Below are 19,426 nucleotides of genomic sequence, written 5' to 3' on the forward strand. Positions count from 1 at the left end.
CCGGAGCCAGGCGGAACATGGCGGCAAAATCCGCCGCTAAAAATGGCACAACAGAGGCCGGGGTTGCGCCTCTGTTGCTGATGCGTGACAGGTCAATCCGTTAGGGACGAACTACTTACCACTTTTTACTTTAGTCCATGCGCGCGTACGCACACGATCCAGTTTCGGATCCTGGACTTTCAGCACGAACAATTTCGACATCGCTTCTGGCGTCGGGAAGATACCCGGGTTGTTGCGGACGTCGGCATTGATCAGCGGCAGCGACGCTTTGTTGCCGTTGGCGTAGTTCATTTTGTTGGAGACATCAGCGATCACTTTCGGATCCATGATGTAGTTCAGCCAGGCGTAGGCACCGTCGAGGTTTTTGGCATCTTTCGGGATCGCCATCATATCGAAGAAGGCCAGAGCTCCCTCTTTCGGCACGCTGTAGCCCAGATGCACGCCGTTTTTCGCCGCATCGGCACGGTTTTTCGCCTGCAGAATATCGCCTGACCAGCCGATGGCGACGCAGATGTTGCCGTTAGCCAGATCGTTGATGTACTGCGACGAATGGAAGTAGCGGATATTCGGACGCAGTTTCAGCAGCAGGTCGGTCGCTGCGCCGGAATACTCTTTAGCATCCGAGGTATTCGGATCTTTGCCCAGATAGTTGAGCACGGTGGCGAAGATCTCTTCCGGTGCATCCAGGAAGGAGACGCCACAGCTTTTCAGCTTCTCCAGATTTTCCGGCTTCAGCACCAGATCCCAGCTGTTGACCGGCGCATCGGCGCCCAGTGCGGCTTTAACCTTATCGATGTTGTAACCGATACCGGTGGTGCCCCACAGATAAGGAATGGCATATTTATTACCCGGATCGTGCTGCGCCACTTTTTCCATCAGCGCCGGATCGAGGTTTTTGTAGTTCGGCAGTTTGCTCTTATCCAGTGGCTGGAATACGCCGGACTGCAGCTGACGCGCCAGGAAGCTGGAAGATGGCACCACGACATCGTAGCCAGTGCTGCCCGCCATCAGTTTGCCTTCCAGCACTTCGTTGGAGTCAAACACATCGTAGACCACTTTAATGCCGGACTGCTTTTCAAAGTTCGGCACAGTATCTGGCGAAATATAATCGGACCAGTTGTAGACGTGCAGCGTTTTATCTTCCGCCATACTGCTGGCCGACGCGGCCATCAGCGCAGCAGCTACCACAGCTGACAGCCATTTCTGACGTGAGTTGAACATATTTTTCCATCCTCCTGAGCGGGTCATTTCAACGCTGCAAACCTGAGATCCCTGCATTGCGTTCTGTACAAGACGTCAGTGACACAATGAATCATTATTCAGCGGGAGTTTAATAGCAAAATCCTATAGCTGGGACGCAGTTACACGTCTGTTACAGCCCCGCAAGCATAGCCCCCCCGCTCAGGCTTCACCAGACCCCAGCGTAAAAAACGCCTGAAAGCGATATTTTATGCATGTCTGAGCTATGAGGTTCGGCTTTCATGGCATAAACCACGACAAATATCTGGCGGTAAAGGGCAAAGTGCAGAATAAAAAAAGGCGGAGGCAAATCGCGGGCATAAAAAAGCCGTCTCAGGGACGGCTTAGTGGGCGACCCTATCGGGCTTAGTGCAGCACAGAATGAACGCTGGTCACCGGAACATGCTCTTCTTCTTCACCCACAATCAGCAGATTATTGGCAAAGGCCTCCAGAATCACCATGGAGATTTGCTCTTCACTCTGTTTCATAAAGTGTGAGAACTGACCAAAGGTTAATCCGGCGGTAGTGGTCATTGACTGACAGACAATGAGCTTCGGCAGATTATCATCCTGAATGTCGATAAAGGCTTTCACCGTCAGTGAACTGGCATTAATTTGCGACAGATCGCCGACCAGCGGAATCAGCGCCGTCGGCTTTACTTCAGCCAGCGCCGAAAACAGAATGACGTTGTCGACCAGATCGATTTTGGCGTCAAACACCCCATCGAAGTTTTGCATGTGCGGCAGATGAAGTGCCTGACAGGCATCGCATTCGAACCAGGTGATATTTTGCTGATCCAGCCAGCGACGCAGCAGGTCGATATCCGGAACGACAAGAGAATCCATCGTAAAATCCCAGTGGGGTGATAAACAGGCGACTTAGCTTACGGAAAAATGCGCGGCGATGCCATGAAAACTGCTGAAAAGCGCGTGTCAGCCAGCGGTTTTAGGACGGAGCCCGGGGATGGCCTGCTGCTCAATCCGCTGAATCATCAGCGCGGCAATGTTAAGGCCGCTGCTGGTTTCAATGCCTTCCAGCCCGGGCGAGGCATTCACTTCCATCACCAGCGGACCGCGATGGGCACGCAGAATATCGACACCGGCGATTTCCAGCCCGAGCGTGGCCGCTGCTTTTACGGCGATCTGCCGCTCCTGTGGCGTGATCGCTACCGGATACGCTTTACCGCCGCGATGCAGATTAGAGCGGAAATCGCCCTCTTTCGCTACCCGCTCTATTGCTGCCACTACCTGATTGCCGATCACCAGACAGCGAATATCTCGTCCCTGCGCTTCTTTAATGAACTCCTGCACCAGGATATGGGCATTCAGGCCGCGGAAGGCATCGATGACGCTCTCAGCCGCCTGACGCGTTTCCGCCAGCACCACGCCAATGCCCTGCGTCCCTTCCACCAGCTTAACCACCAGCGGCGCGCCGCCGACCATGGCGATCAAATCGTCAGTGTCATCGGGCGAGGAGGCAAAGCCGGTGACCGGCATATCGATACCTTCACGTGCCAGCAGCTGCAGCGAGCGCAATTTATCCCGAGTGCGGGTAATGGCGGCGGACTCATTCAGGGGATAGCTGCCGCACATCTCAAACTGTCGCAGCACTGCCGTGCCGTAAAAGGTAATGGCGTTGCCGATGCGCGGGATAACGGCATCGAAATGGCCCAGCGGTTCACCACAGTAGTGAACCGCCGGTGAGGCGGGATTGATATTCATATAGCAGGAGAGCGGATCGATGATTTGTACCACGTGGCCGCGAGCGGCGGCCTCGTCACGCAATCGCCGGCTGGAGTAGAGCGTCTCATCGCGCGACAGAATGGCTATCTTCATCGCAGCTCTCCCTTTGTGAATTAACGCGTGGCCCAGCCCTGCTGATGCAGATAATCGAGCATAAACGGACGCGTCTCTTTAATGATCAGCCGCTGGATCAGCTCGCTCCAGGTTTCGCTGCGCTGGTTGCTGTCGCGCTGCTGATAGTAGAGTTCTGTGCGGCTATCGTATTCTGCCAGCACCGCCGGATCCAGAGGCTGATAGCGGTTCTCATGCACCAGCATCGCATGCGGCATACGCGGTTTGACGTCCGGCTTTGATTCCGGATGCCCCAGGCAGAAACCAAACAGCGGCAGCACAAATTTCGGCAGGCCCAGCAGTTCGGTCACTTCCGCAATGCTGTTACGGATCCCGCCGATAAAGACGCCACCCAGATCCAGCGATTCCGCCGCGACCATCGCGTTCTGTCCCATCAGGGCGGTGTCGACGCAGCCCAGCAGCAACTGCTCAGCACGGCCCAGCTGCGCATCCGGGCAAATCTGCAGGTGGCGATTAAAGTCCGCGCAGAAAACCCAGAACTCAGGTGCATCTGCGACCCACGTCTGTCCGCCGGTCAGCGTCACCAGCTTGTCACGCAGCGCTTTGTCGGTGATACGGATAATAGAAGAGCACTGTAAAAAGCTGGATGTGGACGCCGATTGCGCCGCATTAATAATCGCTTCACGCTGGGCTTCGCTGACCGGCTGGTCAGTAAAGGCGCGGATTGAACGGTGGCTGCACAGTAAATCAATGGTCGGTGTCATAAAGTCTCCAGCAACATTATCTTTTTTTATCAATCTGATTGAACAGCTGTGGCGCGATAGCTTTCGCGGTGCGCCACATCAATAGCCAGGCAGCAGGCAGCATCAGCACCACGCCAGCGATGAACAGCACGGTAGCCAGCGTTCTGGCATCCGCCTGATCCGGCAGCGGCAGCCAGTGGTTAATCAGCAGCAGCGCACCCAGAATTAACAGGCCGCCAGCCGCTTCCAGCACCACGATAAACCGGGGTAATCTGGCCACACTCTGCATCATATCCTCCTGCCTTTGCGGCTTACTGAGCGTCAATTATGGTCAACAACCCAAAAATTGCGCGGGTTACACGGGCTGCCGTCGTGAAAAAGCCCTTGTTTCAGACGCTTCCTGAACGGCGGCAATAGCGTGCGGGCATCAGACTAACAGGCAAATCCTGCTTTCCTTAAGCGATACGAGCGGGCATGATGGTTGCCATTCTCTGTTTGATCATGTGATACACATCACATAATCGTCGCTACAAGGAGTTCTCAATGATTGCTGTTATTTTTGGTCGTCCGGGCTGTCCCTACTGTGTCCGTGCCCATGAACTGGCCGACAAACTGACCGCGGAGCGCGATGACTTTAGCTATCAGTATGTTGATATTAATGCAGAAGGCATTACTAAAGCCGACCTGGAAGCCAGCGCCGGTAAACCGGTCAGCACCGTACCGCAGATTTTCGTGGACGAAAAACATATCGGTGGTTACACCGAGTTTGCGGCCTGGACCAAAGAGAATCTGGGATTTGTCGCGTAAGCGCAGATAACCGGAATGAAAAAGGCGAGACAGGATTTTCCTGTCTCGCCTTTTTGCTTTCTGGCTGACGTCAGCCATCGGGCACCGTGTTAGTTGAGTGACGCCATCACAATCTGCATTAACCGCACCAGCAACGCCCCGCAGCCAGCCCAGAACAGCGCGCTGAGACTCCACGCGATGGCAAACAGTCCACTGCTGTGAATAAACAGGCTGTTATTGAGCAGCAGTGCTGCCAGCAACGTTCCCCAGAGCCCCATCAGCAGCGTGCTTTTTAACGGGCTTTCCACCTGCATCAACGCCATCACAATGCCAGGTAACATAAAGAGCAGTAATTCGGGCTGACCACGAAGCGGGCCGGGACCGACCTGCCAGAAATGACAGGTAAAAACAAACACCAGACTGTACAACACCACGCCGCACAGGCGGGTAGTCCAGAGATAAGAACGCTGCGGCATACCACCCCACTGATTAAAAGTAACCCCGACAATAACCTGCTGATATCCCTGATGCGTTCTGGTGGAAATAAAAAGAAACAGTTCGTTATGGCAACGAATGAAAACAGCTAATAGCTGTATAAGATATTTGTGATTAGAATAGCGCCGCGATAACGGTTCCATTTGCAGTGTTGATACAACAGAACCTCAACGGCCTGATCACGATAGCGAAAAACAGGCCACTCTTCAACAGGTTACACGTAAACAAGAAGTTAAACAGTGAATATTAACGTCGCAGGATTGTTAAGCGGAAATGACATTTTGTTATTATTTGTCGTTTTGGCGCTCGGCCTCTGTCTGGGCAAGTTGCGTCTTGGCTCGGTTCAGCTGGGAAATTCGATTGGCGTATTAGTGGTTTCGCTCTTATTAGGGCAGCAGCACTTCGCGATCAATACCGATGCGTTGAGTCTGGGCTTTATGCTGTTTATTTTTTGTGTTGGTGTTGAAGCGGGTCCCAACTTTTTTTCTATTTTCTTTCGCGACGGCAAAAACTATTTCATGCTCGCCATCGTCATGGTGGTCAGCGCGCTGTTGCTGGCACTGGGGCTGGGTAAACTCTTTGGCTGGGATATTGGGCTCACCGCCGGCATGCTGGCTGGGTCGATGACCTCAACGCCGGTGCTGGTCGGCGCAGGTGATACCCTGCGGCAAAGCATCAGCGATCCAAAGCAGCTTGGATTGATGCAGGATCAGCTGAGCCTCGGTTACGCTGTGACCTATCTGATCGGCCTGGTCAGTCTGATTTTCGGCGCACGCTACCTGCCCCGTCTGCAACATCAGGATCTGCCGACCTGTGCGCAGCAGATTGCGCGGGAACGCGGTCTGGATGCCGACAGCCAGCGTAAAGTCTTCCTGCCGGTGATCCGCGCCTATCGCGTGGGCCCGGAACTGGTGGCGTGGAGCGGCGGCAAAAACCTGCGCGAGCTGGGTATCTATCGTCAGACAGGTTGTTACATTGAGCGTATCCGCCGCAACGGTATTCTCGCCAGTCCCGATGGGGATGCGGTGCTGCAGCTTGGTGATGATATCTCGCTCGTGGGCTATCCCGATGCACATGCCCGGCTCGACCCCAGTTTCCGTAACGGCAAAGAGGTGTTTGACCGCGATCTGCTGGATATGCGCATCGTCACCGAAGAGATCGTGGTGAAGAACCACAACGCAGTGAACAAACGCCTCAGCAAGTTAAACCTTACCGATCACGGCTGCTTCCTGAACCGGGTGATACGCAGTCAGATTGAGATGCCGATCGACGACAGCATCATGCTTAACAAAGGTGATGTGCTGCAGGTCAGCGGCGAGGCGCGACGGGTGAAAAGCGTGGCAGATCGCATCGGCTTTATCGCGATTCACAGTCAGATGACCGATCTCCTGGCCTTCTGCGCGTTCTTTATCGTGGGTCTGATGATTGGTCTGATTACGTTTCAGTTCAGCAATTTCAGTTTTGGAATCGGTAACGCGGCGGGTCTGCTGTTCGCCGGTATCATGCTCGGCTTCCTGCGCGCCAACCATCCGACCTTTGGTTATATTCCGCAGGGCGCGCTTACCATGGTGAAAGAGTTTGGCCTGATGGTGTTTATGGCGGGCGTAGGATTAAGTGCCGGCAGCGGGATTAATCACGGCCTGAGCAGTGATGGTGCGCTGATGCTGCTGTGCGGTCTGCTGGTGAGCCTGATTCCGGTGATCATCTGCTATCTGTTTGGTGCCTATGTGTTGCGGATGAACCGCGCCCTGCTGTTTGGAGCCATCATGGGCGCGCGAACCTGCGCACCGGCCATGGAGATCATCAGCGATACGGCACGCAGTAATATTCCGGCGCTGGGCTATGCCGGGACCTATGCGATCGCCAACGTGTTACTGACGCTGGCGGGGACGCTGATTGTGATTATCTGGCCGATACTGCCCCTATAAAATTTTTTTGCTGACGTCCAGAACTTTATTGTTAAGCGATAGTCATAATAAGTGCCACTGCTTTTCTTTGAAATCCCCAAATTGTGGAGCCCGCTGGTCTTTTTCCCGGCGGGTTTTTTTATGCCTTTTTTTCGCCCGATCCCGCGCTTCCACTCTGAAATCACCTCTCAAACCGTCATAAAACTTAAACAGTTGTGCAACTCATTATGAGATTAAGAGCCTTTCCGTAGACGAACTGCCCGGCAAAAAGCAGGATAGCGCTCTGTTAAGTTAGCAAATTGTGCTGATTGATTGGTCGGGCGCGCTGTCGCTGAACGTTTATTTGCCGCTGTTATCGTGCCTGGGTGACCGGATGTTGCCTGAAGCTGATGACCGGCCTGTCTGCTGAGGAATTTATCCCGATATGGAAGAGCTGAACCACGCACTGTTTACTGCCATCAATGCCACACCGGCATCACCCGCCTGGTTGCTGCAGCTGGCGACCTTTATTGCCAGAGATTTGATCGCCATCGTGCCACTGTTAATCGTCGCGATGTGGCTCTGGGGACCGCGCGATCAGGTTTCTTCGCAGCGGGTGCTGGTACTGAAAACGGGTATGGCGCTGATCTATGCGCTGGCGATCTCATGGTGTGTGGGTCATCTGCTGCCGCATCCCCGCCCTTTCGCCATTGGCTACGGTTATCAGTTCCTGCATCACGCCGCTGATGACTCTTATCCCAGCGATCACGGCACGACAATATTCACCTTTGCGCTGGCATTTATTTTCTGGCATCGCCTCTGGTCGGGTGTGGTGCTGATGGTAGCGGGTTGCGCCATCGCCTGGTCGCGGGTCTACCTGGGCGTTCACTGGCCAATGGATATGCTGGGTGGGTTCCTGGTGGGTCTGCTGAGTTGTCTGGCGTCGCATCTGGCGTGGCAGTTCTATGGCGAGCGGATGCTGGCGGTGATCAACCCGCTCTATCGGGCGCTGTTTGCTTTGCCTATTCGTAAGGGCTGGACACAGAATTAAGAAAGGGACTGCTCATAAGCCTGAGTCAGGATCTCACAGCGATCGATAAGCTTAACCCGAAGGGAACACGGGCAGAGGAGGAAAGCGTCCCGCGCCATGGATGGCGCGGGCAGAGCATGTCAGGGATGACGGCTTTTGCGTCTTTCCGATCTGACCGTGTTCCCTGAGCAGGCTCTGTCTTACAGCTTACAGAACATACTAATCAACTGTCTCAGGGACGCATCAGCGTCCCTGCTCACTTATGATAGCCACTTCCCGAACCAGCCGTTGAACTTCATCATCACAAAATCAATCATCCGGCTGAAGAAGCCGCCTTTCGGCACATCCTGCAGCACCACCAGCGGACGCTGCTCAATCGTCTTACCGTCTAACTGGAAGTCGATGGTGCCGACCACCTGATTCTTCTTCAGCGGTGCTTCGAGTTGTGGCGTCGTGAGTTTAAAGCTCGCCTTCAGGTTCTTCATCTGCCCTTTCGGGATGGTCAGCGCGGCATCTTTCGCCACGCCCAGATTCACCTGGCTCTTATCGCCAAACCAGACCCGCTGCTGCGCAAACGGCGCATCCGCTTTAATCGGCGTTACCGTTTCAAAGAAACGGAAGCCCCACGTCAGCAGCTTTTCACTTTCGCGGAAACGAATCGCGTCGCTGGCGGTGCCGAGCACCACCGAGATCAGACGCATGTCGCCTTCGGTCGCGGAAGCCACCAGGTTATTGCCCGCGCCGGAGGTGTGACCGGTTTTGACACCATCCACCTTAAGGTTGGTGCTCCACAACAGGCGGTTGCGGTTAATCTGGCGAATCTTATTAAAAGTGAACTCTTTCTCTTTATTCAGTGCGTACTCTTCGGGCACATCGCGGATCAGCGCCTGGGCAATCAGCGCCATATCACGCGCGGTACTGTACTGCCCTTCTGCATCCAGACCATGCACCGTCATAAAGTGGGTATTCTGCAGTCCCAGCGCCTTCACATAGTTGTTCATCAGGCCGATAAACGAATCCTGACTGCCCGCCACATAGTCCGCCAGCGCAATACAGGCGTCATTACCGGACTGGATCACAATCCCTTTATTCAGCTCATGAACCGGTATCCGATCGCCCGGCTTGAGGAACATCAGCGAAGAGCCGCGCAGCTTAGGATTGCCGGTCGCCCAGGCATCCTGTCCCACGGTGACCAGGTCATCCGGTTTGATTTTGCCCGCTTTAATCGCCTGACCGACCACGTAGCTGGTCATCATCTTGGTCAGGCTGGCAGGATCGAGACGCTGATCGGCACTGGATTCGGTTAACACTTTACCGCTGGCGTAGTCGATCAGAATCCACGCTTTAGCATCAATGCCGGGCGCAGCGGGAGCCTGCTCAGCAAAAGCACTGATGGGGGCGATAATCAGTAATGAGGTGGCAACGAGGTGCCGCAGGCGAGATGTGAAGCGAGTGTTTGTCATGGGCTTGGCCGGATTGTCCTTGTTAAATCGAAATTCCAGGGGCAGAAAATTCTCACTCAAACGCTAACCGTTGCCGGCAGCGAAAAAAACCGTCGAATCGTAAAGTTTTTTAGAGTTTAGTAGAGTAACCCTGGCATAAGCGCCGCGCGCGTGCCGCTTTTCCCCGCGTCTGTCACTTTCAAAACTGCGTGAAATTCCGATTTTTCGCAGAAGAGTTAAGCCCGTCACAATTATCGGCTAACCTGAAAGCCAGTCAGCCGAGGAGACCGACCATGGACTTAGCCCTTTTTGATCTTGATGAAACACTGATTTGTGAAGACAGCACCAGCCTGTGGCTGCGCTGGCTGGTATCACAGGGATTCGCCCCCAGCGAACTGATTGATCAGGAACAGGCATTGATGAACCAGTACTATGCCGGCACGCTGTCGATTGAAGAGTACATGAATAAAACCCTCTCCCCGCTGGCAGGCATGGCAACACTGACCGTTGAAGGTTGGGTGCGCCGCTTCATTCATCGCGACATCATGCCACGCGTTTATCCGGCCGCCCGCGAGCGCATTGAGTGGCACCGGGCACGCGGTGACAGAGTGATGATCATCTCCGCCAGTGGCGAACATCTGGTGGTGCCGATTGCCGAGAAGCTGGGTGCCTGCGGCGCGCTGGCGATTGGCGTTGAGATCGTGGATGAGCGCTACAGCGGCAACACCTACGGCACCATGACCTACAAAGAGGGTAAAGTGACCCGCCTGGGTGACTGGAAAGCGCTGCAGCAGCAGGAGAACTTTGACCGCACCTGGGCTTACAGCGACTCCATGAACGACCTGCCGCTCCTCCAGCAGGCCGATCATGCCCACGTTATCAACCCGGATGAACAGTTGCACCAGGAAGCGCTAAACCGCGGCTGGCAGGTTTACCACTGGGCACGCTGACTCAGCGCCTTCCCGGCAGGCATCATTGTTTCAGGCAGTCTGGACACGGACCGTGCGCAGCAACCGGCGCATACATGGAGTACGTGAAGATTGTGAGCACGGCTCAGGTCCAGACTGACAAATAAAATCGTCTGCCAGGCCAGCTCCTTAGCCGCGGGACGCGCCAGCGTCCTGCGCTAATCCCACTTTCAGCAGCCTGCCATTGGACTCATCGGTCAGCACATAGAGCCAGCCATCCGGTCCCTGCCGCACATCGCGGATTCGCGCTTTCTGATCGCCCAGCAGGCGCTGCTCTTCCACCACTTTTTCGCCGTTGAGACTCAGACGGATCAGGTTTTTCTCTTTCAGTGCCCCGATAAACACCGAATTCTTCCACTGCGGAAAACGGGCGCTGTTATAAAACGCCATGCCGCTGATGGCCGGCGAATCCTTCCAGTGATAAAGCGGCTGTTCGGTGCCTGCAGCATGGGTGCCCTTTGATTCCGGCACTTTATCGCCGTTATAGTCAATGCCGTACGTCGCCAGTGGCCAGCCGTAGTTCTTGCCACGGCTCATGATATTCACTTCATCGCCACCGCGCGGGCCATGTTCATTTTCCCATATCGTGCCGGTCCAGGGGTTGAGCGCCAGTCCCTGCGGATTACGCAGACCATAGGCCCAGATCTCTGGCCGCGCGCCGGGCTTTTTTACAAACGGATTATCATCCGGCACGCTGCCATCGGCGTTGAGCCGCAGCAGTTTGCCCTGCAGCTTATCGAGATCCTGCGCGGCGCTGCTGACAAAATTATCGCCGAACGCGATCCAGAGGTAGCCCTGCGTATCAAACGCCAGCCGGGTGCCGATATTATTGCCGCTGGAGAGCATCGGCGTCTGCCGGACTACCTCGCGGAAATCGCTGAGTTGCCGGTTATCCGGACTCAGCGTCCCGACGCCCACGACGGCACCTGCTTTGCCGCTGCTGTTCGCCTCGGTGTAGCTAAGCCAGACGCGACGGCTGGTCGCAAAATCCGGTGCCAGCACCACGTCCAGCAGTCCACTCTGCCGTTCTGCCCAGACCTTTGGCACACCCTGAATCGGCTGCGACAGGCCACTCTCAGGACTCCAGCTGCGCAGCGCTCCGCTACGCTCGGTAATCAGCAGCGTTTTGTTGTCGGGCAGGAAGGCAACAGACCATGGATGTTGTAACTTATCCTGCAATACCTCGACCTTTACGTCGGCGGCAAACAGTGGCGAGGGGCACAGCAGCGCGCCGCCGAGCACAAGAGCAGTCGAAAAACGGGACATAAGGTTCTCCTGACGGGATAGCGTGCCCTTAAGCGTAGTCATCCGCTGCGTGGTGAACCTGAGGATTTACAAAAGATTAAACAGGGCGACAAGGATGTGCCGCCCCGAAAGGTTATGGCGCGTTGAAACTCACCGTGTCACGAACCAGCGTATCGATACCCGGCTTCAGGTCATCAAAGGTGATTGGCGTCGTGCTGTTACTGACCGTTTTGCCAAAGGCTTTTCGCACAACCCGGATCAACGGTTTGCCGGTCACGGCGTCGCTGGCTTCGATTTCCAGGAACAGTTCACTGTTCTGAGTTCGGTGGCCTGATGCCGCCATCGTACTGGCGACGACTGCCGCAATCGGCACCACTTCGTAAAACTGTACGCCCTCGTTCTCTGCCGAGACGGCGGTGATCGCGGCACGCACTTTAAGAGTATGTGGCGAAGCCTGATTAACCAGTGGCAGACGGGTGGCAATCGCCCCTTTCAACTGAATATCGGTGTAACTGCGTATCTGATCCAGCGTCTGCTGACTGACGCGAGCCGTGGGCCGTGCAGCCGGATAGAACACGACCGGTGTATAGAGCACATCCTGATACTGGCTGCTCTTATAGTCGGGAGAAATCCAGCGCAGGGTCGGTTCCCCGCTGGCCGATTCAGAGGGCTTCAGCTGGCTGTAATCCGCTAAGAAACCCGAATAGTGCTGCTTGTCTGCAACATGAGAAGTACATCCACTGAGCAACAGTGCGGAAACTGCCAGCAGAGCAGCAACGGACGTTTTACGCATGATCAACTCGCTTGTGTCAGGAAGGTTTAAGCAAGCATAGATAAATCACGGGGGAAATGCTGAAAATAGGCGTCGTTTTAAGGGGTTATCTGTGCGGAAGATCGGAAAATACCCGCTGCATAACGCAGCGGGTGAAAGGCATTACTCAAAACTGGCATCAGGATTATCAGACAGGGTGATGAACTGCTTACCGCCCTGAGTCAGCGCCATGATGGTGCCGGTTTCGATGTCGTAAACCCAGCCGTGCAGGCGCAGCTTGCCGTTACGCAGGGCAACGGAGACCGACGGATGAGTCTTCATGTTGTTCAGCTGAGCGATCACGTTCTCTTTGACCATCTCGTTCAGCTTCTTCTCTGGCGAGTCATATTCACGCTGCTCGACCACTGCTTTTGCCGCATCGGCATAGCGCAGCCAGTGCTCAACCGCAGGCATGGTATCCATGCAGGCGCATGACGCGATGGCGTTCATGGCACCGCAGTTGGAGTGACCGCAGATGATGATGTCTGAGACGCCCAGCGCGACCACCGCATATTCGATCGTGGCGGAGACACCACCCGGCTCCGGGCCAAATGAGGGAACGATGTTGCCCGCATTGCGGATAACGAACAGCTCTCCTGGCTCCTGCTGCGTCACCAGTTCCGGTACCAGACGGCTGTCTGAACAGGAGATGAACAGCGCTTTCGGATTTTGATTTGACGCCAGGCTTTTGAAAAGATCCTTCCTTTCAGGAAACACATTCTGCTGGAAATTCAGAAATCCGTTGATGATCTCTTTCATTATTTAGCTCTCACATTATCCATTTCATTACCTGAGGGGCATAGCCCCCTCAGTGGGGTTTGCTGGTTTATTATTAATGAAAACAAGTGAATATCAACCCGCGTTTTTCGGACAGCGCTGAACGGCTGTCATCGTCAGCGTTTCGCTTATCCGTCATCCAGCGTTTTCGGATCCGATTTCTTTTTACAGCACGGGACGTTACCGGAAAAGGCAGAGTGTGATTCACCCGCTTTTTTTGTCCGAGTCGTGGACCGGCTTTTACGCGTTTTTTCACTACTTTACGTCGCAGTTTGACCGAAACCAAAGATTTCTCATTTGCATCTGGCCTTTCAGGGCTGACAAAGGGGAGCAGGATAACGCCCGAAGAACGAGCCGGGCGGGTTCAGGCAATGATGGCAGCCACGGTGGAAGTGGCCGGGGGAAGAGATTTAGGGCTTAACCATACTGCTGCTGATGCGCTTTTTTGCGGCGCAGATAATCCTCATCCTCACGCAGTTTGTCCCAATAAGCTTTGAAGATAGCCGCCGCTGCGGCCTTTTCCTCATTGACGCCGCGCGGCAGCTCCTTGCCGTCCGCGTCATATTTGCGGCCGCCTTTGTGGTTACTGTAACGCCGCGCCCGGGTGTACCCCATCTGGATAAATTTGCGCGCCATATCCATGCCGACAAAATCGTCCTGACGCCGGTAATCCTCAAACAGCGCCATGATTTTTTCAGCCGACTCTTCAGCAATGGGAACGGTGCGAAAACGCCAGTGCGGCAGAATTTCGCCTTTATAAGGCTCGACCATCAGCACACCCTGCTCACCTCGCCCGACCTGATAAAGCTCGGGATGCTGGCGGAAGTCGATCGTGCTGAAGTCCTGATCATAATCGAAAGGTTTCATTTCTTTAGTTTAGGATCAAGTGCGTCACGTAGCCCGTCACCGAGCAAATTAAATGCCAGAACCGTGAAGAAAATCGCCAGACTGGGGAAAATCGCCACGTGCGGAGCAATCACCATGTCGGCCCGCGCCTCATTCAGCATGGCGCCCCACTCCGGCGTGGGCGGCTGCGCGCCCAGCCCGAGAAACGACAGACTGGCGGCGGTGATGATGGAGGTGCCGACCCGCATAGTGAAATAGACCACAATCGGCGATACCGTGCCGGGCAGAATATGCCGCATCAGGATCGTCCAGTCAGACGCGCCGATGCTGCGTGCCGACTCAATATAGGTCTGATGTTTCAGCACCAGCGTGTTACCGCGTACCAGACGGGCAAAGGCCGGGATGCTGAAGATAGCGACTGCCACAATCACGTTGCTCATGCCGCTGCCCATAATCGCCACCACCGCAATCGCCAGCAGAATGCCGGGAAAGGCAAACAGCACATCACAGATGCGCATAGTGATACGGTCCCACCAGCCCTCGTAATACCCGGCCAGCAGACCAAACAGCGTGCCAATCACTGCGCCAATGACCACCGAGAAAAAGCCGGCAATCAGGGAAATACGCGTGCCGACCAGCACCCGGCTGAAGATGTCGCGACCCAGCGAATCGACGCCAAAATAATGCATCAGCGACGGACCGTCGTTGAGCCGGTCATAATCGAAGTAGTTCTCTGCGTCGAACGGCGCAATCCATGGGGCGATCACCGCCAGTACAATCAGTATCAGCACAAACACCCCGGCCAGCAGCGCCACCGGCTGACGCCGGAAGCGTCGCCAGAACTCACGCCACGGCGTACGCACCCGGTTCTCCGCTATCAGCGGCATCGTTTTCAGGGCCGCTTCACGTCGCCAGTTTTTCATCGCGACTCCTTGAAGCGAATAGCGGGGTTAATCACCGCATAGAGCATGTCGACAAACAGATTGATCAGAATAAACTCCAGAGAAAACAGCAGTACTTCGGCCTGAATAACCGGATAGTCGCGCATCGCCACGGAGTCGACCAGCAGACGCCCCAGGCCCGGCCAGTTAAACACCACCTCGACCACGATTGAGCCACCCAGCAGAAAACCAAACTGCAACCCCATCATCGTGACCACCGGGATCATCGCGTTGCGCAGGCCATGTTTCACCACCACCAGCGACTCGCGTACCCCTTTGGCCCGGGCGGTACGCATGTAATCTTCCTGCATCACCTCCACGAACGAAGCGCGGGTAAACCGTGCCATGACCGCGGCGACCGCTGCACCTAAGGTGATGGAGGGCAGAATGTAATGCTTCCAGCTCTCAGCCCCGACGGTGGGCAGCCAGCCCAGCTCAACCGAGAAGACCTGCATCAGCAGCATCCCCAGCGCAAAGGCGGGAAACGAAATCCCTGACACCGCCAGCGTCATCCCCATCCGATCGGGCCAGCGGTTACGCCAGACCGCCGAAACGATGCCGATGGTCATGCCAAAAATCACCGCCCAGATCATGCTGGCAAGCGTCAGCCACAGTGTCGGCATAAAGCGTGAGGCGATCTCATCCGCAACCGGCCGCTTTGAGACCATCGACTGACCGAAATCACCCTGCAGCGCATTCAGCATAAAGTGCCAGAACTGCTGTGGCAGCGGCAGATCCAGACCCAGCTCCTGACGCACCAGCGCCACCACCGAGGCATCCGCTTCCGGCCCGGCGATCAGGCGCGCCGGGTCGCCCGGCAGCAGGTGAACAAACAGGAATACCAGCACCGCCACGATCAGCAGCGTGGGGATCAGCCCAAACAGTCGTTTGAGAAAGTAGTTAAACATGCAACATCCTGCAGTTGCGGCCAGCCACACGGGCTGGCCGGCTCCGTTACTTCAGCGTGGCCTCATCAAAATTGAATGAGGTATCGGGCATCACATAAAAACCAGTCAGGTTTTTGCTGTTGGCAGAAACCAGCTGCTCAACCACCAGCGGGATCCACGGATGGTCCTGCCAGATGGTGTCCTGTGCCTCTTTGTAGAGACGCGCTTTTTCAGCACGGTCGGTGGTTTTCAGCGCATCGGCCAGATCTTTATCGACCTTCGGATTGCTGTAAAACGCGGTGTTAAAGATTGCCGGTGGCCAGGCTGCGGTGGCAAACAGTGGCGTCAGCGCCCAGTCGGCTTCACCGGTTGAGGCGGACCAGCCGGTGTAGAACATGCGCACGTTGCTCTCTTTCTGGCCTTTACCTTCGACTTCAGCAGCACGCTGACCCGCATCCATCGCCGTGACTTTTACCTTCACGCCAATCTGCGCCAGCTGCTGCTGAGTGAACTGCAGCACCTTCTGCGCGGTGCTGTGGTTGTGCGACGACCAGAGCGTAGTTTCAAATCCGTTCGGGTAGCCTGCCTCTTTCAGCAACGCTTTCGCTTTAGCGGGATCGTAGCTGATAGCCGGATAGGTCTGCGCAAAGTCGATGGCGGGCGGCACGATGCCGGTCGCAGGCGTGGCGTAACCGGCGAAGGCCACTTTCGCCAGCGCCTGACGGTTGATGGCATACTCGAGCGCTTCACGTACCTTCGGATTGTCGAACGGCTTCTGCGTCACGTTAAGGCTGATGTAACGCTGCATAATCGAAGGCGTGGTCACCACATCGAGCTTACTGTTCTTCTCCAGCAGTTTTGCCTGCTCATAAGGCACCGGGAACGCAAGGTTCGCTTCACCGGTCTGCAGCATGGCCGCGCGGGTGTTGTTATCCACCACCGGTCGCCAGGTAATGCTGTCCAGCTTCGGATAGCCCGGTTTCCAGTAGCCATCCCACTTCTTCACCTTTACAAAGTCGGTCTGATTCCAGGTTTCAAACACAAACGGACCGGTGCCCACCGGATGGAAGCCGATCTCTTTGCCATATTTTTTCAGCGCGGCAGGCGAAATCATTGCTGCCGCCGGATGGGCCAGATTGTTGATAAAGGCTGAGAACGGCTCTTTCAGCGTCACTTTCACCGTGGTCGGATCGACGACTTCGGTGCTGGCAATGCGTTTAAACAGGTTGTAGCGCTTAAGATGGTTATCCGGATTGCTGGCGCGATCGAGGTTGACCTTCACCGCGTCCGCATTGAAGTCCGTGCCATCCTGGAATTTAACCCCGGAGCGCAGCTTAATCGTGTACGTCAGGCCGTCGGCGCTGGCCTGGTAGCTCTCCGCCAGCACATTGGTGAGTTTCATATCCTTATCGAAGCCAAATAGCCCCTGATAGAACGATTTCGCTACCGCCTGCGACAGCGTGTCGTTGGCATCATAGGGATCGAGCGTGGTGAAGTTGGACGCGACGGCAATTACCGCATCCTGTGCTGCCCAGGCGGGCAATGTCATTGCGCTGCTTAACACGCCAGCCGCCAGTAACCCTTTACGCATCGTAATCTGCATCTTGTTCTCCTGTAATCCCTGTCGGGTTGGTCGCCGGGGCGACATCTTCACTGTTCAGGTCGCGCTGATAACGTGGCGGGCGACGAAATGACCCGGAGCCACCTCCATCAGCGGCGCCACTTCAGGTTCATCCCCTAACGCATGAATCGGGCTGGGGATCTCATCGACCAGTAAGGCGCGTTCACGACGCCGGTGCGCCGGATCGGCTACCGGCACCGCGGCCATGAGTTTTCGGGTATAGGGGTGTTGTGGCTGTTCAAACACCGCCTGACGCGGCCCTATCTCAACAATCTGACCGAGATACATTACCGCCACACGGTGGCTGACACGCTCCACAACCGCCATATCGTGAGAAATAAACAGAAAGGCGATGCCAAATTCGCGCTGCAGGTCGAGCATCAGATTAATAATCTGCGCCTGAATCGACACATCCAGCGCCGAGACGGACTCATCGGCGATGACCACCTTCGGATTCAGCGCCAGCGCGCGGGCAATACAGATACGCTGGCGCTGCCCGCCGGAAAATTCATGCGGATAGCGCTGAGCATGTTCCGGCAGCAGACCGACTTTATCCAGTAACCAGGCGACACGCTGCTCCGCCTCGCGACGCGGCATCGCCTTGTGAACCAGCAGTGGCTCCATAATTGAGAAGCCAACCGTCAGACGGGGATCAAGCGAGGCGTAGGGATCCTGGAAAATAAACTGAATATCGCGCCGCAGATGGGCGAGTGCAGCACCTGAGAGATGGTCGATGCGCTGTCCGTCAAATGTCAGCGTGCCGCCCTGGCTGGCAACCAGCTTCAGCAGCGAGCGTCCGGTGGTCGATTTACCACAGCCCGACTCCCCCACCAGCGCCAGCGTCTCTCCGGCATAGAGATCAAAACTGACTTTTTCGACGGCATGAACCCGGCTTTTGACGCGATTCAGCAGGCCGCCGCGAATATCGAAGCGGGTGACCAGATCGCGTACCTGCAGAATGGGGGGCTGCAGGCGGCGAACCGTATCCTGCGGCACGTCATCAACCGCGTCGCTATGCAGCAGCGGAAATTTGGCCGGCAGCGGCTGGCCCTGCATCGATCCGAGCCTGGGCACCGCGGCCAGCAGCGCCTGGGTGTAGGGCTGCTGCGGTGCGCTGAACAGTTCGGCGACGGGCGCATTCTCCACCACATCGCCGCGATACATGACCTGAACGCGATCGGCCATTTCGGCGACCACGCCCATATCGTGCGTGATAAAAATCACCCCCATCTGCATCTCTTTTTGCAGCACGCGGATGAGTTGCAGAATCTGTGCCTGAATAGTGACGTCGAGCGCGGTGGTCGGCTCATCGGCAATCAGCAGCGCCGGTTTGCAGCAGAGCGCCATCGCAATCATCACGCGCTGACGCATTCCGCCTGAGAGCTGATGCGGAAAACGAGACAGGACATTGTGCGCATCGGGAATGCGCACCAGATCGAGCATCCGGCGCGCCTCTGCCAGTGCCCCGGCGTGGCTCAGCCCCTGATGAAGACGGATGGATTCAGCAATCTGCTCGCCCACGGAGAAGACCGGATTCAGCGAGGTCATTGGCTCCTGAAAGATCATTGCCATATCCGCGCCGCGCACCCGACGCATCTGACTTTTTGAGGCGCGCATCAGATCCAGCACCTCGCCGTTGCGACGACGTAATTGCACCTCACCGCTCACCCTGCCGCCAGCCTGCTCAATCAGTCGCATCAGCGCCAGCGAGGTGACCGATTTTCCTGAACCTGACTCGCCTACCAGCGCCAGCGTTTCGCCGCGAAACAGATCGAGTGACAAATGACGCACCGCGTCTGTGACGGTGGCTTCGTGCTGAAAACGCACACTGAGATCGCGTACCGCCAGCACCTGATCAGGGGCCAGCGGCGGTAGCGTTTGCCTGTCGCTCATT

19 protein-coding genes are annotated in these 19,426 nt (G+C 55.9%); 4 read left to right on the top strand and 15 right to left on the bottom strand.

The features are described from left to right. Positions 1 to 111: 111 nt before the first annotated feature. From potF to IV493_RS11810, 5 genes are all read right to left on the bottom strand, one after another. A complete protein-coding gene (potF, locus tag IV493_RS11790; protein ID WP_010669743.1) occupies positions 112 to 1,221 on the bottom strand; it encodes a spermidine/putrescine ABC transporter substrate-binding protein PotF in 1,110 nt (369 codons plus the stop codon). Positions 1,222 to 1,605: 384 nt separating this feature from the next. Next, positions 1,606 to 2,085: a YbjN domain-containing protein gene (locus tag IV493_RS11795; protein ID WP_003849273.1), complete on the bottom strand. Its 480-nt coding sequence runs from the start codon at positions 2,083 to 2,085 to the stop codon at positions 1,606 to 1,608. Between the two features lie 87 nt (positions 2,086 to 2,172). Then, entirely contained in the window at positions 2,173 to 3,075 is a 903-nt protein-coding gene (rimK, locus tag IV493_RS11800; RefSeq protein ID WP_013357280.1) for a 30S ribosomal protein S6--L-glutamate ligase, read from the bottom strand. Between the two features lie 20 nt (positions 3,076 to 3,095). Beyond that, entirely contained in the window at positions 3,096 to 3,818 is a 723-nt protein-coding gene (gene nfsA / locus IV493_RS11805; protein ID WP_013357279.1) for an oxygen-insensitive NADPH nitroreductase, read from the bottom strand. Between the two features lie 16 nt (positions 3,819 to 3,834). After that, positions 3,835 to 4,086 (bottom strand): DUF1418 family protein, encoded by a 252-nt coding sequence (locus tag IV493_RS11810; protein ID WP_013357278.1) that lies wholly within the window; start codon positions 4,084 to 4,086, stop codon positions 3,835 to 3,837. 254 nt (positions 4,087 to 4,340) lie between these two features. Between IV493_RS11810 and IV493_RS11815 the strand changes: the two genes are divergently transcribed. Continuing rightward, positions 4,341 to 4,604 (top strand): GrxA family glutaredoxin, encoded by a 264-nt coding sequence (locus IV493_RS11815; protein ID WP_003849263.1) that lies wholly within the window; start codon positions 4,341 to 4,343, stop codon positions 4,602 to 4,604. An 89-nt stretch (positions 4,605 to 4,693) separates the two neighbouring features. Here IV493_RS11815 and ybjM read toward each other — a convergent pair whose 3' ends face one another. Continuing rightward, positions 4,694 to 5,059, bottom strand: coding sequence for an inner membrane protein YbjM (ybjM, locus tag IV493_RS11820; RefSeq protein ID WP_033782470.1), 366 nt, complete (start codon positions 5,057 to 5,059; stop codon positions 4,694 to 4,696). Positions 5,060 to 5,317: 258 nt separating this feature from the next. On the opposite strand from ybjM, the gene IV493_RS11825 reads away from it, so the two are divergent. Both IV493_RS11825 and ybjG read left to right on the top strand, forming a co-directional pair. Continuing rightward, complete coding sequence (locus IV493_RS11825) at positions 5,318 to 7,006, top strand: aspartate:alanine antiporter (RefSeq protein WP_013357276.1); 1,689 nt, start codon at positions 5,318 to 5,320, stop codon at positions 7,004 to 7,006. Between the two features lie 403 nt (positions 7,007 to 7,409). Beyond that, the gene (gene ybjG / locus IV493_RS11830; RefSeq protein ID WP_013357273.1) at positions 7,410 to 8,015 is read left to right on the top strand and encodes an undecaprenyl-diphosphate phosphatase; all 606 of its coding nucleotides are present in this window, start codon (positions 7,410 to 7,412) and stop codon (positions 8,013 to 8,015) included. A gap of 239 nt (positions 8,016 to 8,254) precedes the next feature. Here ybjG and IV493_RS11835 read toward each other — a convergent pair whose 3' ends face one another. Then, entirely contained in the window at positions 8,255 to 9,457 is a 1,203-nt protein-coding gene (locus tag IV493_RS11835) for a serine hydrolase (RefSeq protein WP_195857181.1), read from the bottom strand. 272 nt (positions 9,458 to 9,729) lie between these two features. Here IV493_RS11835 and IV493_RS11840 point away from each other — a divergent pair, with 272 nt between their 5' ends. Then, complete coding sequence (locus IV493_RS11840) at positions 9,730 to 10,386, top strand: HAD family phosphatase (RefSeq protein ID WP_195857182.1); 657 nt, start codon at positions 9,730 to 9,732, stop codon at positions 10,384 to 10,386. A 147-nt stretch (positions 10,387 to 10,533) separates the two neighbouring features. Here IV493_RS11840 and IV493_RS11845 read toward each other — a convergent pair whose 3' ends face one another. The 8 genes from IV493_RS11845 to IV493_RS11880 form a co-directional block, all read right to left on the bottom strand. Then, a complete protein-coding gene (locus tag IV493_RS11845; RefSeq protein ID WP_195857183.1) occupies positions 10,534 to 11,670 on the bottom strand; it encodes a PQQ-dependent sugar dehydrogenase in 1,137 nt (378 codons plus the stop codon). Positions 11,671 to 11,782: 112 nt separating this feature from the next. After that, on the bottom strand, positions 11,783 to 12,442 hold the full coding sequence (locus IV493_RS11850; RefSeq protein WP_033782464.1) for a DUF3313 domain-containing protein: 660 nt from the start codon (positions 12,440 to 12,442) through the stop codon (positions 11,783 to 11,785). 141 nt (positions 12,443 to 12,583) lie between these two features. Next, positions 12,584 to 13,219 carry a carbonic anhydrase gene (locus IV493_RS11855; RefSeq protein ID WP_013357268.1) on the bottom strand — a complete coding sequence of 212 codons (636 nt, stop codon included), beginning with the start codon at positions 13,217 to 13,219 and terminating at the stop codon, positions 12,584 to 12,586. Positions 13,220 to 13,654: 435 nt separating this feature from the next. After that, complete coding sequence (locus tag IV493_RS11860) at positions 13,655 to 14,104, bottom strand: DUF4385 domain-containing protein (RefSeq protein WP_013357267.1); 450 nt, start codon at positions 14,102 to 14,104, stop codon at positions 13,655 to 13,657. Then, positions 14,101 to 15,006 (bottom strand): glutathione ABC transporter permease GsiD, encoded by a 906-nt coding sequence (gsiD, locus tag IV493_RS11865; RefSeq protein ID WP_013357266.1) that lies wholly within the window; start codon positions 15,004 to 15,006, stop codon positions 14,101 to 14,103. The genes IV493_RS11860 and gsiD overlap by 4 nt, the downstream gene beginning before the upstream one ends. Continuing rightward, on the bottom strand, positions 15,003 to 15,932 hold the full coding sequence (gsiC, locus tag IV493_RS11870; protein ID WP_195857184.1) for a glutathione ABC transporter permease GsiC: 930 nt from the start codon (positions 15,930 to 15,932) through the stop codon (positions 15,003 to 15,005). Before gsiC ends, gsiD begins: the two co-directional genes overlap by 4 nt. Positions 15,933 to 15,978: 46 nt before the next feature. Beyond that, complete coding sequence (gene gsiB / locus IV493_RS11875) at positions 15,979 to 17,514, bottom strand: glutathione ABC transporter substrate-binding protein GsiB (RefSeq protein ID WP_033782461.1); 1,536 nt, start codon at positions 17,512 to 17,514, stop codon at positions 15,979 to 15,981. Between the two features lie 54 nt (positions 17,515 to 17,568). Next, positions 17,569 to 19,425: a dipeptide ABC transporter ATP-binding protein gene (locus IV493_RS11880; protein WP_013357263.1), complete on the bottom strand. Its 1,857-nt coding sequence runs from the start codon at positions 19,423 to 19,425 to the stop codon at positions 17,569 to 17,571. Position 19,426 lies beyond the last annotated feature (1 nt).

Origin of the sequence: Pantoea sp. SM3640 (assembly GCF_015654165.1) — a bacterium.
Classification (GTDB): domain Bacteria; phylum Pseudomonadota; class Gammaproteobacteria; order Enterobacterales; family Enterobacteriaceae; genus Pantoea; species Pantoea vagans.